General features: G+C 50.9%; 20 protein-coding genes. 10 read left to right on the top strand and 10 right to left on the bottom strand.

What is annotated here, in order from left to right; all coding sequences use genetic code 11:
- Window positions 1-2: 2 nt before the first annotated feature.
- Window positions 3-1,517, top strand: coding sequence for a multiheme c-type cytochrome (locus ACHZCX_RS20920; RefSeq protein ID WP_319589146.1), 1,515 nt, complete (start codon window positions 3-5; stop codon window positions 1,515-1,517).
- 258 nt (window positions 1,518-1,775) lie between these two features.
- Here ACHZCX_RS20920 and ACHZCX_RS20915 read toward each other — a convergent pair whose 3' ends face one another.
- On the bottom strand, window positions 1,776-2,798 hold the full coding sequence (locus ACHZCX_RS20915) for a sulfite oxidase (protein ID WP_319589253.1): 1,023 nt from the start codon (window positions 2,796-2,798) through the stop codon (window positions 1,776-1,778).
- Between the two features lie 234 nt (window positions 2,799-3,032).
- The gene (locus tag ACHZCX_RS20910) at window positions 3,033-3,533 is read right to left on the bottom strand and encodes a ferritin-like domain-containing protein (RefSeq protein ID WP_319589145.1); all 501 of its coding nucleotides are present in this window, start codon (window positions 3,531-3,533) and stop codon (window positions 3,033-3,035) included.
- A gap of 318 nt (window positions 3,534-3,851) precedes the next feature.
- On the opposite strand from ACHZCX_RS20910, the gene ACHZCX_RS20905 reads away from it, so the two are divergent.
- Both ACHZCX_RS20905 and ACHZCX_RS20900 read left to right on the top strand, forming a co-directional pair.
- Window positions 3,852-5,294 (top strand): SDR family oxidoreductase, encoded by a 1,443-nt coding sequence (locus ACHZCX_RS20905; protein ID WP_319589144.1) that lies wholly within the window; start codon window positions 3,852-3,854, stop codon window positions 5,292-5,294.
- A gap of 79 nt (window positions 5,295-5,373) precedes the next feature.
- Window positions 5,374-6,444: an NAD(P)-dependent oxidoreductase gene (locus ACHZCX_RS20900; protein WP_319589143.1), complete on the top strand. Its 1,071-nt coding sequence runs from the start codon at window positions 5,374-5,376 to the stop codon at window positions 6,442-6,444.
- 149 nt (window positions 6,445-6,593) lie between these two features.
- Here ACHZCX_RS20900 and ACHZCX_RS20895 read toward each other — a convergent pair whose 3' ends face one another.
- The 6 genes from ACHZCX_RS20895 to ACHZCX_RS20870 form a co-directional block, all read right to left on the bottom strand.
- Window positions 6,594-7,187, bottom strand: a complete 594-nt coding sequence (locus ACHZCX_RS20895) for a histidine phosphatase family protein (RefSeq protein WP_319589142.1) — start codon at window positions 7,185-7,187, stop codon at window positions 6,594-6,596.
- 108 nt (window positions 7,188-7,295) lie between these two features.
- On the bottom strand, window positions 7,296-8,639 hold the full coding sequence (locus ACHZCX_RS20890) for an FAD-dependent oxidoreductase (protein WP_394708855.1): 1,344 nt from the start codon (window positions 8,637-8,639) through the stop codon (window positions 7,296-7,298).
- A gap of 105 nt (window positions 8,640-8,744) precedes the next feature.
- Window positions 8,745-9,224 carry a glutathione peroxidase gene (locus ACHZCX_RS20885; RefSeq protein WP_319589140.1) on the bottom strand — a complete coding sequence of 160 codons (480 nt, stop codon included), beginning with the start codon at window positions 9,222-9,224 and terminating at the stop codon, window positions 8,745-8,747.
- An 83-nt stretch (window positions 9,225-9,307) separates the two neighbouring features.
- A complete protein-coding gene (locus ACHZCX_RS20880; RefSeq protein WP_394708861.1) occupies window positions 9,308-9,865 on the bottom strand; it encodes an NUDIX hydrolase in 558 nt (185 codons plus the stop codon).
- A gap of 139 nt (window positions 9,866-10,004) precedes the next feature.
- Entirely contained in the window at window positions 10,005-11,369 is a 1,365-nt protein-coding gene (phrB, locus tag ACHZCX_RS20875) for a deoxyribodipyrimidine photo-lyase (protein WP_319589138.1), read from the bottom strand.
- Between the two features lie 360 nt (window positions 11,370-11,729).
- On the bottom strand, window positions 11,730-12,257 hold the full coding sequence (locus tag ACHZCX_RS20870) for a hypothetical protein (RefSeq protein ID WP_319589137.1): 528 nt from the start codon (window positions 12,255-12,257) through the stop codon (window positions 11,730-11,732).
- 427 nt (window positions 12,258-12,684) lie between these two features.
- On the opposite strand from ACHZCX_RS20870, the gene ACHZCX_RS20865 reads away from it, so the two are divergent.
- The 7 genes from ACHZCX_RS20865 (at window position 12,685) to ACHZCX_RS20835 (ending at window position 18,218) form a co-directional block, all read left to right on the top strand.
- Entirely contained in the window at window positions 12,685-13,269 is a 585-nt protein-coding gene (locus tag ACHZCX_RS20865) for a chalcone isomerase family protein (RefSeq protein ID WP_319589136.1), read from the top strand.
- Window positions 13,270-13,298: 29 nt separating this feature from the next.
- Window positions 13,299-13,838 carry a DUF3833 domain-containing protein gene (locus tag ACHZCX_RS20860; protein ID WP_319589135.1) on the top strand — a complete coding sequence of 180 codons (540 nt, stop codon included), beginning with the start codon at window positions 13,299-13,301 and terminating at the stop codon, window positions 13,836-13,838.
- 153 nt (window positions 13,839-13,991) lie between these two features.
- Window positions 13,992-14,384, top strand: a complete 393-nt coding sequence (locus ACHZCX_RS20855) for an SRPBCC family protein (RefSeq protein WP_319589134.1) — start codon at window positions 13,992-13,994, stop codon at window positions 14,382-14,384.
- Entirely contained in the window at window positions 14,381-14,833 is a 453-nt protein-coding gene (locus ACHZCX_RS20850; protein WP_319589133.1) for a pyridoxamine 5'-phosphate oxidase family protein, read from the top strand. Before ACHZCX_RS20855 ends, ACHZCX_RS20850 begins: the two co-directional genes overlap by 4 nt.
- Window positions 14,830-16,995: a PEP/pyruvate-binding domain-containing protein gene (locus tag ACHZCX_RS20845; RefSeq protein WP_319589132.1), complete on the top strand. Its 2,166-nt coding sequence runs from the start codon at window positions 14,830-14,832 to the stop codon at window positions 16,993-16,995. The genes ACHZCX_RS20850 and ACHZCX_RS20845 overlap by 4 nt, the downstream gene beginning before the upstream one ends.
- A gap of 90 nt (window positions 16,996-17,085) precedes the next feature.
- Window positions 17,086-17,661 carry a flavodoxin family protein gene (locus ACHZCX_RS20840; protein ID WP_319589131.1) on the top strand — a complete coding sequence of 192 codons (576 nt, stop codon included), beginning with the start codon at window positions 17,086-17,088 and terminating at the stop codon, window positions 17,659-17,661.
- Between the two features lie 104 nt (window positions 17,662-17,765).
- On the top strand, window positions 17,766-18,218 hold the full coding sequence (locus ACHZCX_RS20835) for a DUF1499 domain-containing protein (RefSeq protein ID WP_319589130.1): 453 nt from the start codon (window positions 17,766-17,768) through the stop codon (window positions 18,216-18,218).
- A 27-nt stretch (window positions 18,219-18,245) separates the two neighbouring features.
- On the opposite strand, the gene ACHZCX_RS20830 is transcribed toward ACHZCX_RS20835, so the two are convergent.
- Together ACHZCX_RS20830 and ACHZCX_RS20825 are read right to left on the bottom strand one after the other, a co-directional pair.
- Window positions 18,246-19,235 carry a hypothetical protein gene (locus ACHZCX_RS20830; RefSeq protein ID WP_319589129.1) on the bottom strand — a complete coding sequence of 330 codons (990 nt, stop codon included), beginning with the start codon at window positions 19,233-19,235 and terminating at the stop codon, window positions 18,246-18,248.
- Window positions 19,236-19,242: 7 nt separating this feature from the next.
- A complete protein-coding gene (locus ACHZCX_RS20825) occupies window positions 19,243-20,301 on the bottom strand; it encodes an ADP-ribosylglycohydrolase family protein (protein ID WP_394708854.1) in 1,059 nt (352 codons plus the stop codon).
- Window positions 20,302-20,423: the final 122 nt, after the last annotated feature.

Here is a 20,423-nt window from a genome sequence, read left to right as displayed (position 1 = left end):
ACATGAAGAAGTTACTCTCTCGATTGACGTTCTCTGTTTTTCTTTTCCTTGCAGCGGTCTTTAATGTGTACGGGCAGGAAACAGCTCTCAGCAGCGCAACCGAGGAGTGTCTTGGCTGCCACCGGGAGCTGCACCCCGGTTTGGTGGCATCCTGGGAGAAAAGTCGTCACAGCCGGACAACGCCTGCCTCAGGACTCTTGAAGGAGTTGATCAGTCGTCGGGTGTCTTCAGAATCGATCGACAAGTCTCTGCGGGACATAGTTGTCGGGTGTTATGAATGCCATTCGCTTCGGGCCGATCAACATGCTGATTCCTTTGAACACAACGGCTACCGGATCAACGTGATTGTCAGTCCCAAGGACTGTGCCACTTGCCATGGCGTGGAAGCAGATCAGTACAGCAAGAATATCATGTCGCACGCCTATAGCAACCTGGTGGACAATAGCCTGTATCGGGACATGATCTCTGCCGTCAACAACAACTATCATCGCAAAGACAAAGATCTGGTGTTGGGAGGGACCGATAAGGGCACTGAATACGAATCGTGTCTGTACTGTCACGGCACCAAGGTCGAGGTGAAGGGACTCGCAACCAGACAAACAGCCTTTGGGGAGTTAACATTTCCGGTACTTGAGGGCTGGCCCAACCAGGGTGTTGGGCGTATCAATCCAGACGGCAGCAAAGGTGCCTGCACCTCATGTCACAGTCGCCATGAATTTTCCATTGAGATGGCTCGCAAGCCCTACACCTGCTCGGAGTGCCATAAAGGACCAGATGTACCAGCGTACAAAGTTTATGAGGTGAGCAAGCATGGCAATGTATTTAATTCATTGGGGAAAGAGTACAATTTCGACAACGTGCCTTGGGTGATTGGCAAGGATTTTACTGCTCCGACCTGTGCCACCTGCCATGCCAGCCTGCTGGTTACACCAGACCAGAAGGTCATCGCTGAAAGGACCCATCAGTTCAACGACCGCCTTGCCTGGCGGTTGTTCGGGGTTCCCTATGCCCATCCCCATCCAATCCATGCCGATCTCAAAGATGTGCGAAACTCCCTTGATCTCCCCCTGGCGGTAGAGATGGACGGTACCCCGGTGGCCAAACATGTCATCGATAAAACGGAGCAACAACTGCGGAACACGAGAATGAAAGCGGTCTGCACTTCCTGTCATAGCACCAGCTGGACTGAAGAACACTTTCGCCGTCTCGACAACACCATTGCCCGGACCAACGACATTACCCATGAAGCAACCAAAATTCTCATGGACATATGGGAACGCGGCTATGCGCGCGGGTTGCCCCAAGGGGCAAACATCTTTGATGAGGAAGCGGAGCGGATGTGGACTTCGATTTGGCTCTTTTATGCAAATTCGACGAGATTCGCCTCAGCAATGGCCGGAGGAGGCGACTATGGAGTTTTTGCCGACGGTCGCTATCAGACGACTGAACAACTCTATCGACTCAACGACTATCTCAAACTCCATGAGAGTCTGGACAGCAAAGTGCCGAAGAAATAAGGGCAATGGCAAATCCTCCCGGGGGTTTATTCCAATAAGAGCGTATGAATGGTGGCAAGCGCGTGGAGATCATTCCCGGTCAACCTCCTTTGCTACAATCCCCTAAAATGAGACTACAGAAGGCCCTGTCTTAGGGCCTTCTGTAACCCACAAATCCTCGGCAAGGCGGAGAGGTACGATGGCAAGGTTAAAGACGAGCTTGGTCAGCTCAAAGCAACACAAAAAGATGGCCCACGAACATCGTGTATTCAGGCAGCACTATCTGGCATGCACTGTGATTGCGTGCTCCTTGACGCCATTGTTCCCATACCCAAGTACATTCCAATCCGCATCCATGGGCTGTGAGTTCCCCTGCGAATCGATCGCCCGGCACATCAAGGTATACTCACCTTTCTCTTTAACGTCCCAGATGTATTGCCATTGACGCCAGGCAAATTTTTCATGAGGGCCGATGAATTGTGCCTCTGCCCAACTGTTGCCGTTGTCAAGCGACACCTCAACTCGCTCCACGTCGGCTTCACCAGCATAGGCTGCCCCGAGTATGACTACAGCGCCGACACCCAGTTCTTCCCCCTGTAACGGTTGGGTAATGAATGATTTTATTTTCAGCTTGGTGACAACTTCGCCAGATTTGGAATCTTCCCCCTTTTGAAAGATACGGTATACATTGTCCATGAAGAATCCCTCATAGGGACGATCCAGAACATTGATCTTCCGCAGCCACTTTACGCAGTTGGCTCCCGACCAGCCCAAAGCTAACGCACGCAAGGGGTACCCGTGTTGCAACGGCAGGGGTTCTCCGTTCATTTCATAGGCGAGAAGAGTGGTCGACATAGCCTTCTCAAGAGGAATACTTCGAATGAATTTGATACCCGCAGAGCCAAGAGGTTGATCCTGGCCTTCGAAACTCACATATTTTCCGCTGCTTTTCAAACCGGATTGCTGCAAAATATCACGTAGCCAGACACCTCCATAAACAGCATTGCCTACCCCTCCAACAGTCCAAGGATTGCCTCTTGCCTTCTCATTGAGCAGAGAGCGGCCATTACCGGAACATTCAAAGGTGTTGGCAACTATAACCTTGGCCATTCGAAGAATTCGGTCCATATTGAGCCGGAGCGGCTTTTCTACCTCCCCATCAACTGATAGCTCCCATTCGTCCAAGGAGATCGGTTCAGCGGGAAACGCCCCCTGGTTGCGATGAAAGAATGAGGAATTAGGGGTGATCCAGGAACGTAAGGATTCGACCGGAGGTTCAGCGTTCAGTGGTTTCTCGGTCATGACACGCATCTTTTTGTCCATTTCACACTCCCCTTATAAAAAGTTCCAGACGGAAATAACCCAATGGAGACGATACCTGCTCAAATAACCAGTTGGCCAGCTGCAGCCATTGAAGTGTAGAACCTGTTCCCGCCTGATTTATAGGCGGGAATAGTGTATGTCGGAATCAAAGAGCAATATCTTCGATCAACATATTAAAAAATTGTTGGTCGGGGATACCACCCTTGGTGTTTTTCAGGATCGGCGTGCGAGCATCATTTCGATATCTTCCTGCAACGCTTGGAGGTCCTCCTCGTGCTCGACCTCATCCTGGAGTATTTGCAGAACCACGTTATACGTCACCGGATCCGTATCTCGGGTCTCGGCCAGCATCGAATTGTACACACTGATGGCGCACTGTTCGCCCTTGATATTTTGCTCCAGTAGCCGAAGCACATAGGGGTCTTCCGGGGCATCATAGCCGCAATTCGTGAAATCGTACCACAGTTTGGGGCTGGTTGGCGGAGTACCGCCCAGTTGGACAATCCGGGTGGTCACCAGATCAGCATGTCGTAATTCATCAGCGGCATGTTGCAGCAATTCGGCAATCACCGCTTCTTTCATCGGCCCTTTGGCAACCTTCGCCCCAAGCCAGTATTGATAATAGGCCAGCCACTCATCGGCAAAGGCCTTGTTAAGCAGTGCCAAAACTTTTTCGGTGTTGACGCCAACTATCTCTCTTCCCTTGGTTCCCATGGTTGCCCCCTTGGTTGAAGATGTGCGATTGAACAACGATAAATTCTGCGAACTGTATTGCCCTTTTACAGGAAAGGCAATTTCTTTTCTTTGTCGAAAAATAGGCATGTGTAGAGCTGCCTGTGTTTTTTCAATCTCAACCGTTGATGCTAGGGTTGAATCTCGATGTTATTGAACGTATTCGGAATAATTGCGTGCTTCTCATCATTCCCATTCCTCTGACTAATCCTTATGGTATAGCAATAAATTCAAATCGATTCGCAGATTCAGTATTCTTCCACCCAACCGAGTTGAAACTTTGCAATCATGGATGATACAATGAAGACCAAAACCGTATTAGTGACCGGCGCAACCGGTTATATCGGCAGGCGTTTGACACACCGTCTCCTTGAAACATCAGCACTGAAAGTTCGGCTATTGGTGCGTAACAAAAACAAGGTCCAGGTCTCAATTGGTGACCTGGTTGAGATACAAGAGGGGACAACCTTCGATAAAGAATCTCTAGTTGCAGCACTGGATGGGGTTGATACAGCGTTTTACCTTATCCATTCCATGGGGGCCACCGAGGATTACCAGAACCTGGATCGCGTCAGTGCCGAGAATTTCAGAGATGCCTGCATAGAGGCCGGTGTTCGGCGCATCATCTATCTCGGCGGTCTTGGTGTGAAAGAAAGTGCCAGCAAACATCTCTTGAGCCGAATTGAGACAGGGGAAATTCTTTCAGCAAAACCCGATCGTATTGAGACGATCTGGTTGCGTGCGGGAGTGATTATCGGTTCTGGAAGTTCCAGTTTTGAAATTATCCGCAATCTCTGTCAGAAATTGCCGGCGATGATAACCCCTCGTTGGGTGCGGAGCCGGACGCAACCCATCGGCATTGATGATGTGCTTTCTTATCTGCAGGCGTCTGTGGAACTCCAGCACCAGGGGAACCTCATAGTCGATATAGGCTGTGAAGAGCTCAGCTTTAAAGAAATGATGCGCCAGGCAGCCGAAGTCATGGGGCTAAAAAGACACCTTTTCCCTGTTCCAGTGCTCTCCCCTCGCTTGTCATCCTACTGGTTAGTTCTCTTCACCCCTATCCCCTTCAAGCTTGCTTCCGCCCTCGTCGAGGGGCTCAAAAGTGAAACCGTGTTACAAAACGATAACGCAGCAAAGTTGTATCCGGAAATACAGCCCCTTTCGTTCAAGCAAGCGGTTGCAGGTGCGTTGCGGGAACTTGAGCGCAATCAAGTTCTTAGCCGATGGTGTGACAGCACCGGTCAGCAGGCGTGCGACATCAAGGATTTCGATAATCCTGCAGGGGCAATCTTAAGGGATGTGCGAACTGTTTCTTTTGAAAATGGCGAACGTCAGGAGGATGTCTTTCGATCTGCCTGTGCCGTTGGCGGAGCCAACGGTTGGTTCAAGTACAATTTTCTCTGGCAAATTCGAGGGATTATCGACAAACTCGTCGGCGGTTATGGGCTTAGCCGCGGAAGACGGTTAAGCCAAGAGCTGCGCATCGGTGATGCGCTTGATTTCTGGAAGGTTGTTGATATCAAACCAGGAAAGAGACTGCTTCTTTATTCCCAAATGAAATTACCTGGTGAGGGGTGGCTGGAGTTTGATGTGCAAGCTGATCAACTCGTTCAGACGGCTCATTTCCTGCCACGGGGTATCCTGGGCAGGTTGTATTGGTATCTGGTTCTTCCACTGCATCATTTTGCATTAAATGATCTTGCCCGGACCGTTGTCAGCAATTCGACTAAGTTAGAATGACGGGTAAAATTTTGCTCGTGGCAATGTGATCCATCCACTCTCGATTCCCACCGGATCGATTTAAATGGGAGGAATGCGTATGGAGTATCGGTTACCCGGATTGATGCTGACTGGCGCCTCGGGTTTTGAAGGACGAAATTTTATCAAGGCCGCTGCTGAAAAATTTCGGCTCTTCTGCGTTGCCAGGCGGTCTGCGGAAGAAGCGGGGGTACAGGCGAATAAAAATCTGCGGTGGGCCCAAGTCGATATCGCTGATTGGGCCAATCTCAAGGAGCTTATTCCGCTGACAAAAGATTTTGGTGGCGTTGATTATATAGTCCATCTCGCTGGCTATTACGATTACACCAACATGGAGCATCCAAATTATATCCGAACAAATGTCGAAGGCACAAAGAACATGTTGGAATTGGCAAGGCATCTGGATATCAAGCGTTTTATCTTTGCCAGTTCCCAAGCATCGTGTTCATTCAACACAATCGTCAGCGAAAAGAGCCCTCCCGATGCTAATATTCCCTATGCCCGAAGCAAAAAAGCTGGCGAGGAGATGGTCGGTGATTATTCAAGGTGGTTTCCCTGTGCTATCGTTAGGATAGCAGCCGTTTTCAGCGATTGGTGCGAGTATCTCCCACTCTATTACCTGCTCAACAACTGGCTCTCCGGCAATATGCTGCATTCACGAATAATAGCTGGTCATGGTCAAACCGCTATACCGTATATCCATGTTCATGATCTAGCCCATTTCTTCCTGAAGGTAATAGAGAAAAGTGAAAAGCTTGAGCAGAATATCATTCTCAACGCAGGCCCAGATGGTGCGACCTCCCATCTTGAGTTGTTCCGGATAGCCACTCAATACTATTACACAAAACCTCAAGAACCGATCTTTACCAATCGTCGGCTGCTCGTCCCCATGATTCTTGCCCGCCGATTGCTCAGTCGAGTGCAGGGAAAGCAAACCTTTGAACAGTTATGGATGCTTGATTACGTTGACAAGCAACTTGTGGCGGAATCCTCAAAAACCCGTAACACCCTCGCTTGGGAACCCACTCCGAGCAAATCAATTACCAATCGCTTGGCCTTGCTCATAGATAATATGCAAAGAAATGGAGAGGTCTGGCGGATGATGAACGAGTCGATGCTGCGAAGAGGTTGAATTTACACAGTCGGCCAAGGTAATAATTTCAAATTCAATAACCGAGTAAGTTTGTGGGGACAAATGAAGCTCTTGTTCGATGATGATTATTAATTTTAAAGAACCAATTTGCCTTTTCGACTGGTTAGCTTACTAATAATTTAATTTTATTAAGGAATGAATCGCCCTAGCAGCTTACCCAGACCGTTTTTCTCCTTTTGGAAAATAATGATTTCTCCTGAAGAGGGAACCACCCCGGTCAAGGCAGTGATATTAACCTGATGGGTCACCAATATTACGGGAGCCTGCTGAATAAGCGTCGAAAGAAAAGTCCTGATTTTCGCCGTTTGTTCAGGCCCTCTGTCCGGTTCCTCGAAAAAGGAATTAAGGGCCGGTAGTTCTTCAACAGGTCCAAGCCCAAGAAGGTTGGCAGTTTCAAGGCAGCGGCACCATTGGCTGGAATATACCAACGCATCATTGATTCCTTGAGCACGAAAAAAAGCGCCTAATTTTCGGGACTGAATACGGCCATCCTCTGAAAGATTGCGCTGAGTGGAGCAGTCCCGAAGTAGAAACCCAGGCGGATCGCTCGTTCCTGGTGCATAGGAGTGGCGGATGAGGGCCAAGGCTTCTCCTCTTTTCAATGCCTGCCAAATTATTTCAGGAGATTGTGATGCTGAAGATCCCCCACTGCCGATTAAAAAAAATACTGTTAAAAATCCTAACCAAAAGGGTTTGAAGTGGAATGTCTTTGTAGTTTTCATGCGAATAGATCTACCCACTTGGAAGTGCTTTGGCGAAAGTATCTTGAATTCCTGGCCACAATCTAATGCGGTTCACCGAGTACTCATTCCAAAACTCGCGATCATGATTCATCCTTCCTTCAGCGCCATACGGGCGGCAATAACTATCGGATCCCACACCCCGGCAAAAGGTGGGGCATAGCTTAGATCAAGGTAGAGCAGATCCTCCAAGGAAAAACCGGCATGGAGTGCGGTTGCCGCGGTGTCAATACGTTTAGCCGAACCCCGTCCGCCGACGATCTGAACCCCGAGCAATCGGCCTGAGCCCTTTTCTGCCAGCACTTTCACATGTATTCGTGCGGATCCCGGGTAATAACGGGGCAGGGTATGTCCTTCGACCAAGCCGATTGAGTACTGCAGGCCCAGTTCCTTGATTTCCCTCTCGTTGAGTCCGGTTCTGGCGCATTCGGTATCCATAAATTTGGTTATCGCAGTGCCGACGACTCCGGGGAAGGTGGCGTATTTGCCACCTAGGTTCAGGCCAGCTACCCGGCCCTGTTTGTTGGCAACTGTCCCCAATGCAGCATGGACCGGCTTGCGGCTGACCAGGTGATAGGACTGGGCGCAATCACCAGCTGCCCAGATATTGGGAGTTTCAGTCTGCTGGAGATCGTTGACCCTGATGCTTCCTTTCGGCCCGAGCGGGACCCCGGCATTTGCAGCTAATTCACTGTTGGGTGTGACCCCAAGTCCAAGAATAATCAGATCCGTGGGGATGGTTCGTTTATTGGTAGTAACAGCAACGGCCAGGCCATCCTTGTGTTCAAAGCCCTGAACGGTCTCGTTCACATGGAGATCGACATCTTCTTCCCGCAGAGCCTGACCAAGGCGTTCGCCCATGTCCGGATCGAGAGTAGGCATCACCTGCGTATTGCGCTGGACCATGGTGATTTTCAGGCCACGCATATGGAGTGCTTCGGCCATCTCCAAGCCGATATACCCGCCGCCGACAATCACCGCAGTCTTCGGTTTTTGCTCCGCGAGGGCCTGTTTGAGCCGTGAACCGTTCACCAAGCTGTTGCCATCGTAAATATTCCGGCTGTTAATACCCTCCAGGTTCGGTCGAACCGGGCGTGCCCCGGTGGCAACAAGCAGTTGATCGTAGTGCTGCAAATGTTCGATGGAGGAGTTTAGATTCCTGACCAAAACCTTCTGATTTTCCGGGTCGATTGCAATAACCTCGTGCTTGGTTTGAACATTGATGTTCAATTTTTCTCGGAATGTTTGAGGCGTCCTGGAAATAAGTGCGTCTTCCCTGTCGACCAGACCGGCGACGTAATAGGGAATACCTCAGGCGGAAAAAGATGTATGGGGGCCGCGCTCAAAAACCAGTATGTCCGTCGCAGGTTGCAGCCTGCGTACCTGCGAGGCCGCACTCATTCCTGCGGCATCGCCACCTATTATAACGAGCATTTTTTCTCCTTTTTACATACTGTTAAGGGAAACGCTAATTGATGATCGCAAGAAAAGCATCTCCGATTCCCCCTGACCGAAAAACTTCAATCTGAATCAGAACAGTTAGAGCAACGAGATGATTTTGTCTTCGATTTCGGTGGGTTTTGTGGATGGAGAGTATCGTTCCACAATATTACCGTCCCGATCAACGAGAAATTTGGTGAAATTCCATTTAATCGTACCGCTGCCGAGAAACCCAGGGCGCTCTTTTTTGAGCAGAATATAGAGTGGATCGACATTTGGTCCATTCACATCTATTTTGGCAAACATGGGAAAGGTCACCCCATAATTGAGGCGGCAAAAATTCATGATCTCTTCTTCGGATCCGGGTTCCTGAGCACCAAACTGGTTGCAGGGGAAACCCAATATAACCAACCCCTGGTCTCCATATTTTCGATACAGTTCCTCAAGACCATCATATTGACTTGTGAAACCGCATTGGCTTGCGACATTGACGATCAGAATAATCTTGCCTTGATAAAGAGCGAGTTTGATCTGCTTACCCTCAATTGTCGTGACCTCCACATCATAAATTTCTTTCATTTCGGTCTCCTTGGCCTAACGAATTGTTGTCCTCAACTGTTTGCATTCAATGTTCCGGGCTCAATCTGAATGACGATCGGTAGCTAGCCGAGACCGTTTGCCCCCTTCTGTTGCGGCTTGATGTCGAGAATACGAAAGGGGAATTCCGCCTTCTTTAAATCTTCGCAGAAAAATCTCAAGGTTTCATGCACGGCAGAAAAAGCCAAGTTGTCCCAAGGAATTTCATCGGGAGTGAAGAGTTTCACTTCAAGGCTTTCAGTGCCGGCATGAAAATCAGAATTAAGAAGGCGGGCCCGCAGGAAGAAATACACCTGATTGATAAAGGGCAGGTTGGCAAGGACGTAGGGCTGCAAATCATCAACTTCTGCCCACGCCTCCTCTTGTGTTTCACGCAGGGCGCAGGCTGTGACCGTTTCCCCATTTTCCAGCCATCCGGCCGGAAGCGTCCATTTATCGCGACGTGGTTCAATGGCTCGTTTGCACAACAAAATCGTATTGCCCATCACTGGAATGGTGCCGACAACCATTTTGGGGTTTAGGTAATGGATAGTATGGCAACCATCGCAAACAAATCGCAAACGGTCATCTCCTGCGGGCAATCGCAGCGACACTTTGGTGCCGCACTGAGAACAGAAATTCAACATATTGTTCTTTCTGAAAAAAGAGTTCGTCGGCTATAGCGCCAGCCTTTTACAGCCAGCTATTGGTTTCTGACTCCCAAATTGTGGAATCTGCAGGTGCATTGCCCGGTAGGCCTTTGGATATTCACTCGGATTTTCGTCAGTCCTTGCTGAAAACAGTCTTTATATAACGTTCTACATCAAATTTGCGGCGACAACCTACCTCGTTCATATAACGAATCTTTCCGAAAACGGATCGTTCACGCCAGGCTCTGTCGTGCACTCCTCCCATAGACCAGGCAATTCCTGTGTAGCCGTTTGGGTCGCGACCGTCCAGTGAGTAACGGTCATTCAGCGCTATGGCATATTCGAGGGCCGTTTCAGGGTCGGGTGTCCATTCGAGTATTTTTTTTGCCCAATACATTCTCAAAAAGCCATGCAACTTGCCGCTTTGGACGAGATCCTGCTGGCAGGCATTCCAGAGAATTTCGTGGGTGGTTCCATTTTCGAGTTCAGCCAGTGAATACACATAGGCTCTTTTGTCTTTCCGATGCTGGTCCAGTGTTTTACGAGCCCAGTCCGGAAAGCCTGCAAACCGGTCATATGCCGACTCGTAATAACAGAAATTATCGGCAAGTTCTCTGCGGACAACAAGTTCTTCAAGAAACGTTTCCTTGGTCTCTACCGACAAGTCAAAACGTGAAACCATCCAGGCTAATCTCTGCGGGGACAACTGACCAAAATGAAGATAGGGAGACAGTCCCGACTGGCCGTCAAGGCAAGGGTTATTGCGGGTCTTGATATAATTTTCCAGCCTTTGCTGCACAAAGTTTGAAGCAGCCATACTGGCAGCCGCTTCTCCTGCCTGTACCCAGGGATATGCTTCTGTCGTTTGGCTGGCAATGCTTTCTTTGCGAAGAGTTTCAGGAACCACCAATGGTGCGTTATTCCAGTTGAACGGATGATGCTGGACTGCTGGAATATCTGTTAAATAGTCACCCAGAACCCGTTTAATCTTTGGACGGAGAGTATATGCGGCATACTCCTTTTTGTCGGAGATGATCCAGGCGGGAACAATGTTGTGGGTATCCACCTCATAGAATGGAACTTTAAGGCTGGCGATAAGCTTCTTTTTCCACTGTTGCTTAATTCTTAAAGGATCAAAGTCGCTGACAAGCAAATGGGCGTCGATCGTTCTTAGAAAGCTGGGGAGTGCTACATCGGGGCTCTGCTCGAGTATTCTGAAGCCGATGTTGCATTGTTTGAGTTTCTCCTGCAATTCCACAAGGCCCTTGCGCATGAAACTATAATGGAGCAAGGTGGCTCCTGGATAATTGGGAATCATGCAGAAGACAACAAGCAGCCCTTTCTGATAAATTTGTGCTTCTTGCTGAGCCCATAAAAGGGCCCAATTGTCGCCTACTCGCTGATCACGGGACATCCAGTAAACCACAGGGCCTTGCCCGTGTTGCCCTTGAGCAAGGCAGCGACCTCTTCGTATGATATCAATATTTTTTCGATTCATTTATTCCCAATAACGAAAGTATATGAGTAAAGAAGGGGTGGTTGCCGCAGTTTGTATTCTTTACCAACTCTTTTTGCTCGAATTTTAAAAAACTATCCAATCCTGCCTAGAGAAAAGGAAAATCGACTCCTGACAGGATTATCCCTGAACATTTGTCGAATCCATCTTTGTCTACCGGCTTGAGTGCATCATGAGTTCATAGCGGCGTTTGATGAGATTGCCCACCAGTCCGGTCCACCCGGTCTGATGGGAAGCGCCCAACCCGAGTCCGGTTTCCCCATCAAAGTATTCATGAAACAACCGTAGATCGCTCTATTCGGGATCATTTTGAAAAGGACTGTCCTCGGGAAGTCCTGGGATTCAACCCTCGCTGTTTCGGCGAAATATGTCGATAAGATTTTCGGCGATACGATTTACCACCTCCTGGAGGTTCAAAGTGTCCTCATTCTGGCCAGGGAAGGGCACGGTAAAATTTGGCCCGAGGAAGCGATGGAACTTGGTCAAGGCTTGGAGAATGGAATAATTGATCGGCATCCATACCGGACCCCGCCAATTTGAGTTTCCGCCAAACAGATCTGATTGAGACTCTCCAGGCTCATACTCAATGAGGGCCTTGCCGACGCCGGGCAATGACCCCAGATGACGTTTATGCCTATGCATCCTGCTCACGCTGCGAATGCCGTGAACCGAAAGGAATTCGTCCGAGTTGAGAAGTCGCCTGAGGATGGAAGGAATCATGGTGTGGTCGACCATGGCAAGCAACCGCTCGCCGTGTTCGTTGGTATGGGTCGGGCAGGCACAGATGGTGTGTCCGTCGAACATGCGGCCTTTGTGTTCTTCGAGAAGTGCTTTGAAACGGGGTAACTTGTCGAGGATATCTGCCGTCACAATTTCGGTCCTCGCGTACCGTTCCCCACACCCGTTCGCTTAAATAAGGTCCCCACACCCGCCAATCCTGTCTTCCGAGTCGCTGTGCTTCGAGGCGATCCTTTTCTTTCATGGTGTACGCCCTCTACGATTGTCGCATTGCTTTAGTCGCTGGAGCAGGGGCGTCCATAAGATGTGCTTTCCAAGCAGCATAATAACGATTGTTCAGCATGTAAGCCCTGACAGCAAGACTTTATCAAGATAATAGATAATTAATTTGCCTAAAGATATCAAAAGACAGAGAGTTATCACATTGACAGGACTGGAGAGTGAACACAGTGTTGGTATATAAACGTTGCTTTCCCGTTGGCAAACGAGACCCTGCCAGTCAGGTGGTGAATGAGTTTTGAAACGCCTCTATTTGACGACTCTTTGAGGAGGAGCGCCCATGCCTGCTTTACAAGCCTTTTTGTGCCTCATCAAAAGAACAATTCTTTTTACCCTGCTGATCTTTCAACCAATCAACGCCGCAGCGCTGACCGTCGAGGATATTAATTTCCAAGAGAGCGTCACCATTGATAACCAGCAGGTCCCAATTCGAGGCGCAGCACTTCTGCGCTGGTTAAAAATCTTCAAGGTCTACGTGGCGGCTCTTTACCTGCCTGAAAACGGTTCTCCCAATGATGTTCTCGCCGATATCCCTAAGCGTCTTGAAATAAGCTATCTCGTGTCCATTCCTGGCCCAGATTTTGGCAAAGGGGCAGAAGCGATTCTGGAACGGAATAACAGTCCGGACAAACTGGATCGCTTGCGAAGCCGCATAGACAAACTCAATGCGGTATACATAGATGTCAAGCCCGGTGATCGATATGCTTTGACCTACGTTCCGGGCCAAGGAACAGAGCTGAGCTACAATGGTCGGCCGCTCATCACCATCGAGGGGGCAGATTTTGCCGCAGCATATTTTGGTATATGGTTGGGAAAAGATCCTATTGACCAGGAAATGCGCAGCCGACTGATCAATGGAGGCTGAAAACCTGGGAAAACTTTCGGGAGATTATTATGTCACTTCGTTCTCAATCATTTTGGTTGTTCTTTTGTGCTCTCATTGCATTGGTAACGACGGGTTGTACTTCGGTGCAACTCTCTGATTACGCAAATCAGAAACCTCAGTTCGACATGCAGGAATACTTCAACGGGCGCGTTGTTGCCCATGGCATCGTCCAGGATCGCTCAGGCAAGGTTATTCGCCGCATGACGGTCGATATGCAGTGCAGTTGGCAAGGCGACACCGGCACCCTTGATGAACATTTTACCTACGCTGATGGTAAGAAAGAACGCCGCGTGTGGACGATCAAGAAACAAAATGATCGGTACATCGGTACCGCCGCCGACGTCGTCGGTGAAGCTACCGGAGCCGCAGCAGGCAATGCCTTGAATTGGAAATATGTGCTTGCCCTGCCTGTTGGTGACAAAGTGTATAACGTGAACTTTGACGATTGGATGTGGCAGCTTGACGACAAAATCATGATGAATAGGGCCGTCTTCTCGAAGTTTGGGTTCAAATTGGGCGAAGTCCTTATTACCTTTTACAAGCAATAGAAGTATGCAACTGGATCACCGTCTAGGTGCTTATTTTTCTGCTTCCTCTCTCGGTCTTTGATGAGGGGATTATCCCATCGATAACATCCTTCAGCAGCCATCGTTTGAAGCGATATTTGCAAAAATCTAATTGGTCATGGCATAAGCTTCCTGATGAAACCCTTAACTACCGCTGTAGAAATCAGGGCTCCTGCCGCAACAGCCTGGGAGCTGTTGATAGACACCCAACGATGGCCAGAGTGGGGCCCATCGGTCGCTCGAGTTGATTGCGCCGACCGCTTCATTGGTCCACGAACTGTCGGTCGTGTACGGACTGCCTTTGGCCTCTGGCTTTACTTTCAGGTCACACAATTCACTGCTGGGCAATACTGGCATTGGAGGGTAGCCGGTATTCCGGCCACAGGTCACCGCGTTGAATCGTTTGGACCCAACCTCTGCCGGGTGCTCTTTGAGGTGCCGGTGCTGGCGGCCCCCTATCTTCTTATTTGCAGACTGGGAGCTCGACGGATTAAAAACATCCTTGAAGAGGAACGATACTCTGCATGAATATTCCTGCTGAACACCTGCCCATTTTAGAGGAACTCTGTCGCAGTCAACCCTTGGCAGCCCTGGCCACCGACGCCGGTTCCCATCCGTATGTCAGCCTGGTGGCTGTTGCGGTCACGGAAGACCTGCGGCACCTCTATTTTGCCACTCCCCGTGCCACTCGCAAATGGGCGAATCTGGCCAGGAATTCTCAGGTCTCCCTGCTTCTGGATAACCGGAGTAACCAAGTGTCTGATTTCAGGCGAGCCGCCGCCGCCACGCTCCTCGGTACAGCGCTGGAAATGACCGGTTCAGCGCGTGAAGAAGGGATGACCATCTATTTATCCCGGCACCCGCATCTGGCCGATTTCACAGCCGCACCCAGTTGTGCCCTGTTTAAAGTGCAGATCGACCGTATTTACTTGGTGACCCGCTTCCAGAATGTCATGGAATTTCATTTAACGCCATGAGGTCACTTTGCATTGATCTGACGAAATTGTCCGCCACTGACTTGCCCCTGGTCGGTGGCAAGGCCGCAGCTCTTGGTCGGTTGGCTGGTGCCGGCCTGCCGGTGCCGCCAGGGGTCTGCATTACCACCTTTGCTTATGAACAGTACCTGGACACCACCGGTTTACGGCAGCGCCTGCCGCTCTTGTTGGAACGCAAACCGTTTCAAGAGATGCGCTGGGAGGAGCTTTGGGATCTGGGGCTCCGGATTCGCAGCTTGTTTCTCAACACACCGCTGCCCGAACGGTTGACTGCCGAAATTACCGCAGGATTACCCTCGCGCTTGACTCGCACCCCGGTCACGGTTCGTTCTTCCGCCCCGGTGGAGGATTCGGCTACCGCCTCCTTTGCCGGTCTCCACGACTCTTTTGTCAATGTCCACGGCCTGCCCGCTATCCTTGACAAACTACGCCTGGTGTGGGCGTCGCTCTGGTCTGACCGCGCATTGCTGTATCGCCAGGAACTTGGTCTTGATCCCGCAGGCAGTGCCATGGCGGTTATTCTGCAAGAATTGGTTCTAGGTGATTGTTCCGGTGTCGCTTTCAGTCGTTGTCCGGGGCGCGAAGAGTTGGCGGCGATCGAAGCCGTCTGGGGATTGAATCAGGGGTTGGTCGACGGTGATGTAGAACCCGATCGGCTGCTGCTCGAACCCGGCACGGGGAAAATCCTTGAGCGTCACGTTCCTGTTCGGCTCCATGCCTGTCGACCGTCCGGCAGCGGCGTCGCCTTGGTGCCGCTCGCAACCGAGGAACAGAAAACAACCCCTTTGACCGAAGCAACTGCCTCCCAGGTGCTGGCCCTGCTGCGGCAAGCCGAGACCCTGTTCGGCGTTCCCCAGGACCTGGAGTGGACCTTGTCTCAGGGCTCCCTTTTTGCACTTCAGTCGCGTCCGATTACAACTTCGACCACTACGAATGACGATGGTGAGCGGTCCTGGTATCTGAGCCTGCATCGGAGCTTGGCCTCGCTTAAAAGTCTGCGCCGGACCATTGAAGAGGAAGTGCTGCCGGCAATGGCCGATGATGCCGCCCGGCTGGCGACTGTTGACCTCATGTCTTTGGACAACCATTCCCTGGCAGCGGCAATCAGTGAGCGCCAGCAGATTCTGGACGACTGGGAAGCCCGATACCGGGAGATCTGCATTCCCATGGCCCATGGGATACGACTCTTTGGTCAGGTCTATAACGATCAATTGCGTCCGGATGATCCCTTTGCCTTTCTTGACCTGTTGGCAGGTGATGCCGGCCTGCTGGCAGTACAGCGCAACCGGAAAATGCTGGAATTGGCTGAGATGCTCCGCCATGACCCATCTGTGGCCGCCATTCTCCGAGAAGGGGGCAGACCTGACCCCTTCGCTCCTTTTTCCATCGCCCTAGCCGAGTTTGCCGATCGTTTTGGTGACCTCTCTTTCGTCATGGGTGGGATGATGTCGGGAAATCGTAAAATTACAGACCTGTTACTGGAGATGGCTGCGGCACCGCCAGCAGCAAATCGCCGGATGCAGAACGATGAGGCGATGTTTTTAGAGTCCTTCACCCCGGAAGAACAGGAGTTCGCCCAGGATGTGCTTGCAGTTGGCCGGGCCAGTTATCGCCTTCGTGACAATGACAATCTTGCTATTGGTCGATTATCCCAACGACTGCACGAGGCCAGGAATGAAGCAATCCGCAGACAGTCAGGGGGGAAAATCCCCGAACTGGCCAGTCAACTGGCAACAGGGAGAGAAAGGGTTAGCAAGCGCTTGACCCCAGCCCCGCCAGTCGCCGGATTTCATGGATCAGGCGATACTCGGCTGCAAGCTCGCCAACTGGTGGGCCAACCTGCCGGTCCGGGCCTGGGAGTGGGTCCGGCCAGAGTAATCAGCCAGCCGGCTGATCTCGCCTCTTTCAAGGCAGGTGAAATCCTCGTCTGTGACGCCGTTGATCCAAACATGACCTTTGTCGTACCATTGGCCGGTGGTATTGTGGAACGCCGCGGCGGCATGCTTATCCATGGTGCCATCATTGCCCGCGAATATGGCCTTCCCTGCGTCACCGGGGTGCCGGATGCCACCCGACTAATCCGCTCTGGCGATATGCTGACTGTTGACGGTTATCTCGGGCTGGTTATCATTGCTACGCCCTAGCAGATTTTAAAATCCCTCTTCAATTCCTTGATACGTACATGCAGCATCCAAAATATCCTTGAGCAAGGATAGGGAGAACTGGAAAAAACAATGAAAGTTGTCGCAATATGCGGGAGTCCCCGCAAGCGAGGGAACACAGACCTGCTGCTTAGAACAGTGCTGGAACCGTTAGCTGAGGTTGGAGCCGACACAGAGCTCGTTGAACTTGCCGGCCATGCAATCAGAGGATGCACGGCCTGTTATATTTGTTTCCATAAAAAAAACGGCAAGTGCGTCCTGGCCAAAGACCTGGTCAATGATTGTATTGCCAAGATGGTGGCCGCCGACGCTATTCTTCTTGGCTCTCCAAACTATTTTGCTGATGTGACTAGTGAGATGAAAGCTCTTATCGATCGCTGCGGCATGGTCGGCCGGGCTAATGGAGATCTGTTCCGTCGCAAACTCGGAGCAGCTGTGGTGGCGTCAGGTAGGGCTGGTGCAATGCATGCCTTTGACACAATGAATCATTTTTTCCTGATGGGTCAGATGATCATTGTTGGTTCAAACTATTGGAATGTCGGCATTGGGCCAGAGATGGGCGAGGCAGCCGATGATCAAAAGGGCATGGAAACCATGCGTCAACTTGGTGAAAACATAGCTTGGATGCTGAAGAAAATAAAGGCTTAGGGTTTGGCGCATCAGTGCAAACAATTATAGGCAGGTTACAGTGACGTCGACGCCATTGCCAAAAGTCATTAGCGCCTATCTCTGCATGGATGAGGAGGGCAACGGTGAAAAGATTGACAGGGAGGATTGTTGCTATGGCTCTCGGTTTACTTGGCTTAGTTGGTTGTGCCGGTGAGCGTCCCGATAACCTGGGAGCCAGGGAGGGAATTCTCGCCCTGTGCCCAAGTTCACCCAACTGCGTTTCGAGTCAGACTGAAAACGAACGCCACCGCATTGCGCCGTTGGTATTCAGCGGTGACCCCAGTGCAGCTTTTGCTCGCCTGAAACGGGTTCTTTCAGGCCGGAGCGATACCACTATCGTGGATGATTTGCCCGATTATCTGCGGGTTGAACTGCGGACGATGCTGTTTGTCGATGATGGCGAGTTTTTGCTGGATCGGACGAGTAAGGTCATTCACGTCCGCTCCGCCTCGCGCCTTGGCTATTCGGATCTTGGTAAAAACCGGAGCCGCCTTGAAGAAATCCGCCGCCAATTCCTGGCGTTGGAGGGGAAGTAGCCACTGGAAGAAGAGAGATGGCAGGCATCAGTCATGCCCCTGCTCGCCATCAACGAATTGTCTGGCGTAGCGAAGGGCTGTGCTTCTGGGGACACCTCTGATCCGTTGGTAGAGTTGGCAGCATTGTTCGTAATCCAAGGAAGAGACCAGGGTATTCACCAGAGCGTCATCCTCGCAGTGGGGAAAAGTATGGTCTGGATGAAGTTCTTCCTTGGCCACCAGTTGGACAGCGATCAAACTGCGTGCAGCCAAAAGATCAGCCCGATCAGCAGGAATGGCATCATGCAGGACATACAACAAGGTCAAAACGTCGCCTGGACCGATATTGCGCCGTTTTGCCTGCAACGTATCAACAACCGGCTGCAGGAGAAAAACAGACTGCACTCTCAGGTGTTGACAGATCTGCGTTGTTAAAAAATGATACAGCCCATAATGGATGTATCCGGCTTCCACAAAAAGACGCTGCCCGGTTGCCGCCAACTCCGCAATGGCCGTAGCTCGCATAAAATCGCGCATTCTGATGCGATGTGCATCCTTTTGGGCGAAGATCTTGACCGAATCTACCACCGCCCGAAAATCCTCTTTCATGCTCAGAGCATAGAAGGTGATGAGCGCTCCGGTGGCCTCTTTTTCTGCGAGATAGACATCCCGGAGGCCATCCAGGGAGAGGACATATTGCGGCGTCTTGCCTTCGGCAAACAGTTCGTGAATCTGCACCAGGCAATCGAGATAGGGCTCTACCTGGATAATGCGTTTTCCGTGAGCAAACAGCAGCCGCAACTCCACACACAGGCTTTTTGAAAAGAGAGGGAAACTTGCATCGACCTGAAGAAGATACCCATCAATGGCCATCTCTCCCCGGAGCATTTCGGTAAACCCTGGGGTGTGCGGTTCTTCCAGGATGATGGTCTCGCTCTCGCGCATCTGGGCGAGCAGCATGGGGATCGCCTCGAGATAATGAGGGCCGAATCCGATGGTGACCTCAGTCCCTTTCTTTTTATGGGGACGGAGGGGCACGGAAACCTCAGGCATCGGTCTTGAAGCGTGTCGCGAGCCACTGTGAAAAAGCGGTGGGAGGATGTGCCAATCCATCCATCCAGCGCCGCGGCCAAGCCTGCTCTCCGTGCAGGGCGCCGAGCAGGGCGCCCAGAACAACACCCCGATGGCAGTTGTCACCACCAAGATTGGTGTTCACCATCAAGGCCTGCTCGGGATCATCCTGGTACTTCCAGGCCAGATAGAGGGTCAGTGGCAGTGATTGTTCGATATAGCAGGCCGTACTGAAAACGTTACGAGCGATATCGGTATCGGCACGGCTCGACAATTCTGCAAATGGATATCCACATAAAAGCTGCAACGGTTTAGGTCTATTTTTCTTCAATGACTGCCGAACATCAGCGCCGTGCAAGATGTCGTGAAGGAGGTCGGCAAAGCAGGCCAAGGCATTGCGCATCAAAGTCCCCGGGTGGGTCAGTTCCAAATGACATTCGGCTAGCTGCAACGCTTTATCCCACTGGTCCTGGAAGAACAGCAGTAAGGGTAATGGCAGGCACAACCCCCCGATGTGCTTTTCATCGGGCAAATGAGCGGCAGGGGTTTTTTTTTGAGGAGCCCACGCTTTAAAAAACTCCCGGTGACATTCTTCAACATAGGTGTCTTTGTGTGCGCCGGGAGTCGTCATGAACGCCACATACTTGTCAAGATAGAGTTCCTGATCGTATTCCTCTTTTTCAAGCAGGCTGTCCATCAGCAGTTGGCTGATTTTCAAGTTCAGGGTGTTTTCCCCGGCTTCCAGGAACTGGTGATAGTGGACGCCGCGCTGCCCCCAAAACTTGGCCTGGTTGTGCAGGATGTCTGCTTCCGGACGAAGAGGGTGATACCTTGAGCGCCAGAGAATGCTGTCAGGATGGGGATTGCGAGGTTTGGCAAAATCCGTAACCCAGCCATAGTCTTTAGCCAAGGCGGCGGTATCGTAGTACCAGTGAACGGGCATGGCCAGGGCATCGGCTATGAAGGCTCCGAAAAGTGCGCCGGTCAGGCGGAAATGAGGTGCTAAGGCAGGCTTGTCCATTGATTTGGCCATAATTAAAGTTGTACATCAATCATTTATTAATAAGCACAAGATGGGATCTGAAAAGGCATATGTCCGATTACAGTCGGACAGGATTTTTGCCCTGTTTTCTATTTGACCAGCATTATTTTTTA

The organism is uncultured Desulfobulbus sp. (assembly GCF_963662935.2).
Lineage (GTDB): Bacteria > Desulfobacterota > Desulfobulbia > Desulfobulbales > Desulfobulbaceae > Desulfobulbus.
This window is presented reverse-complemented; position numbering and strand designations above follow the sequence as displayed.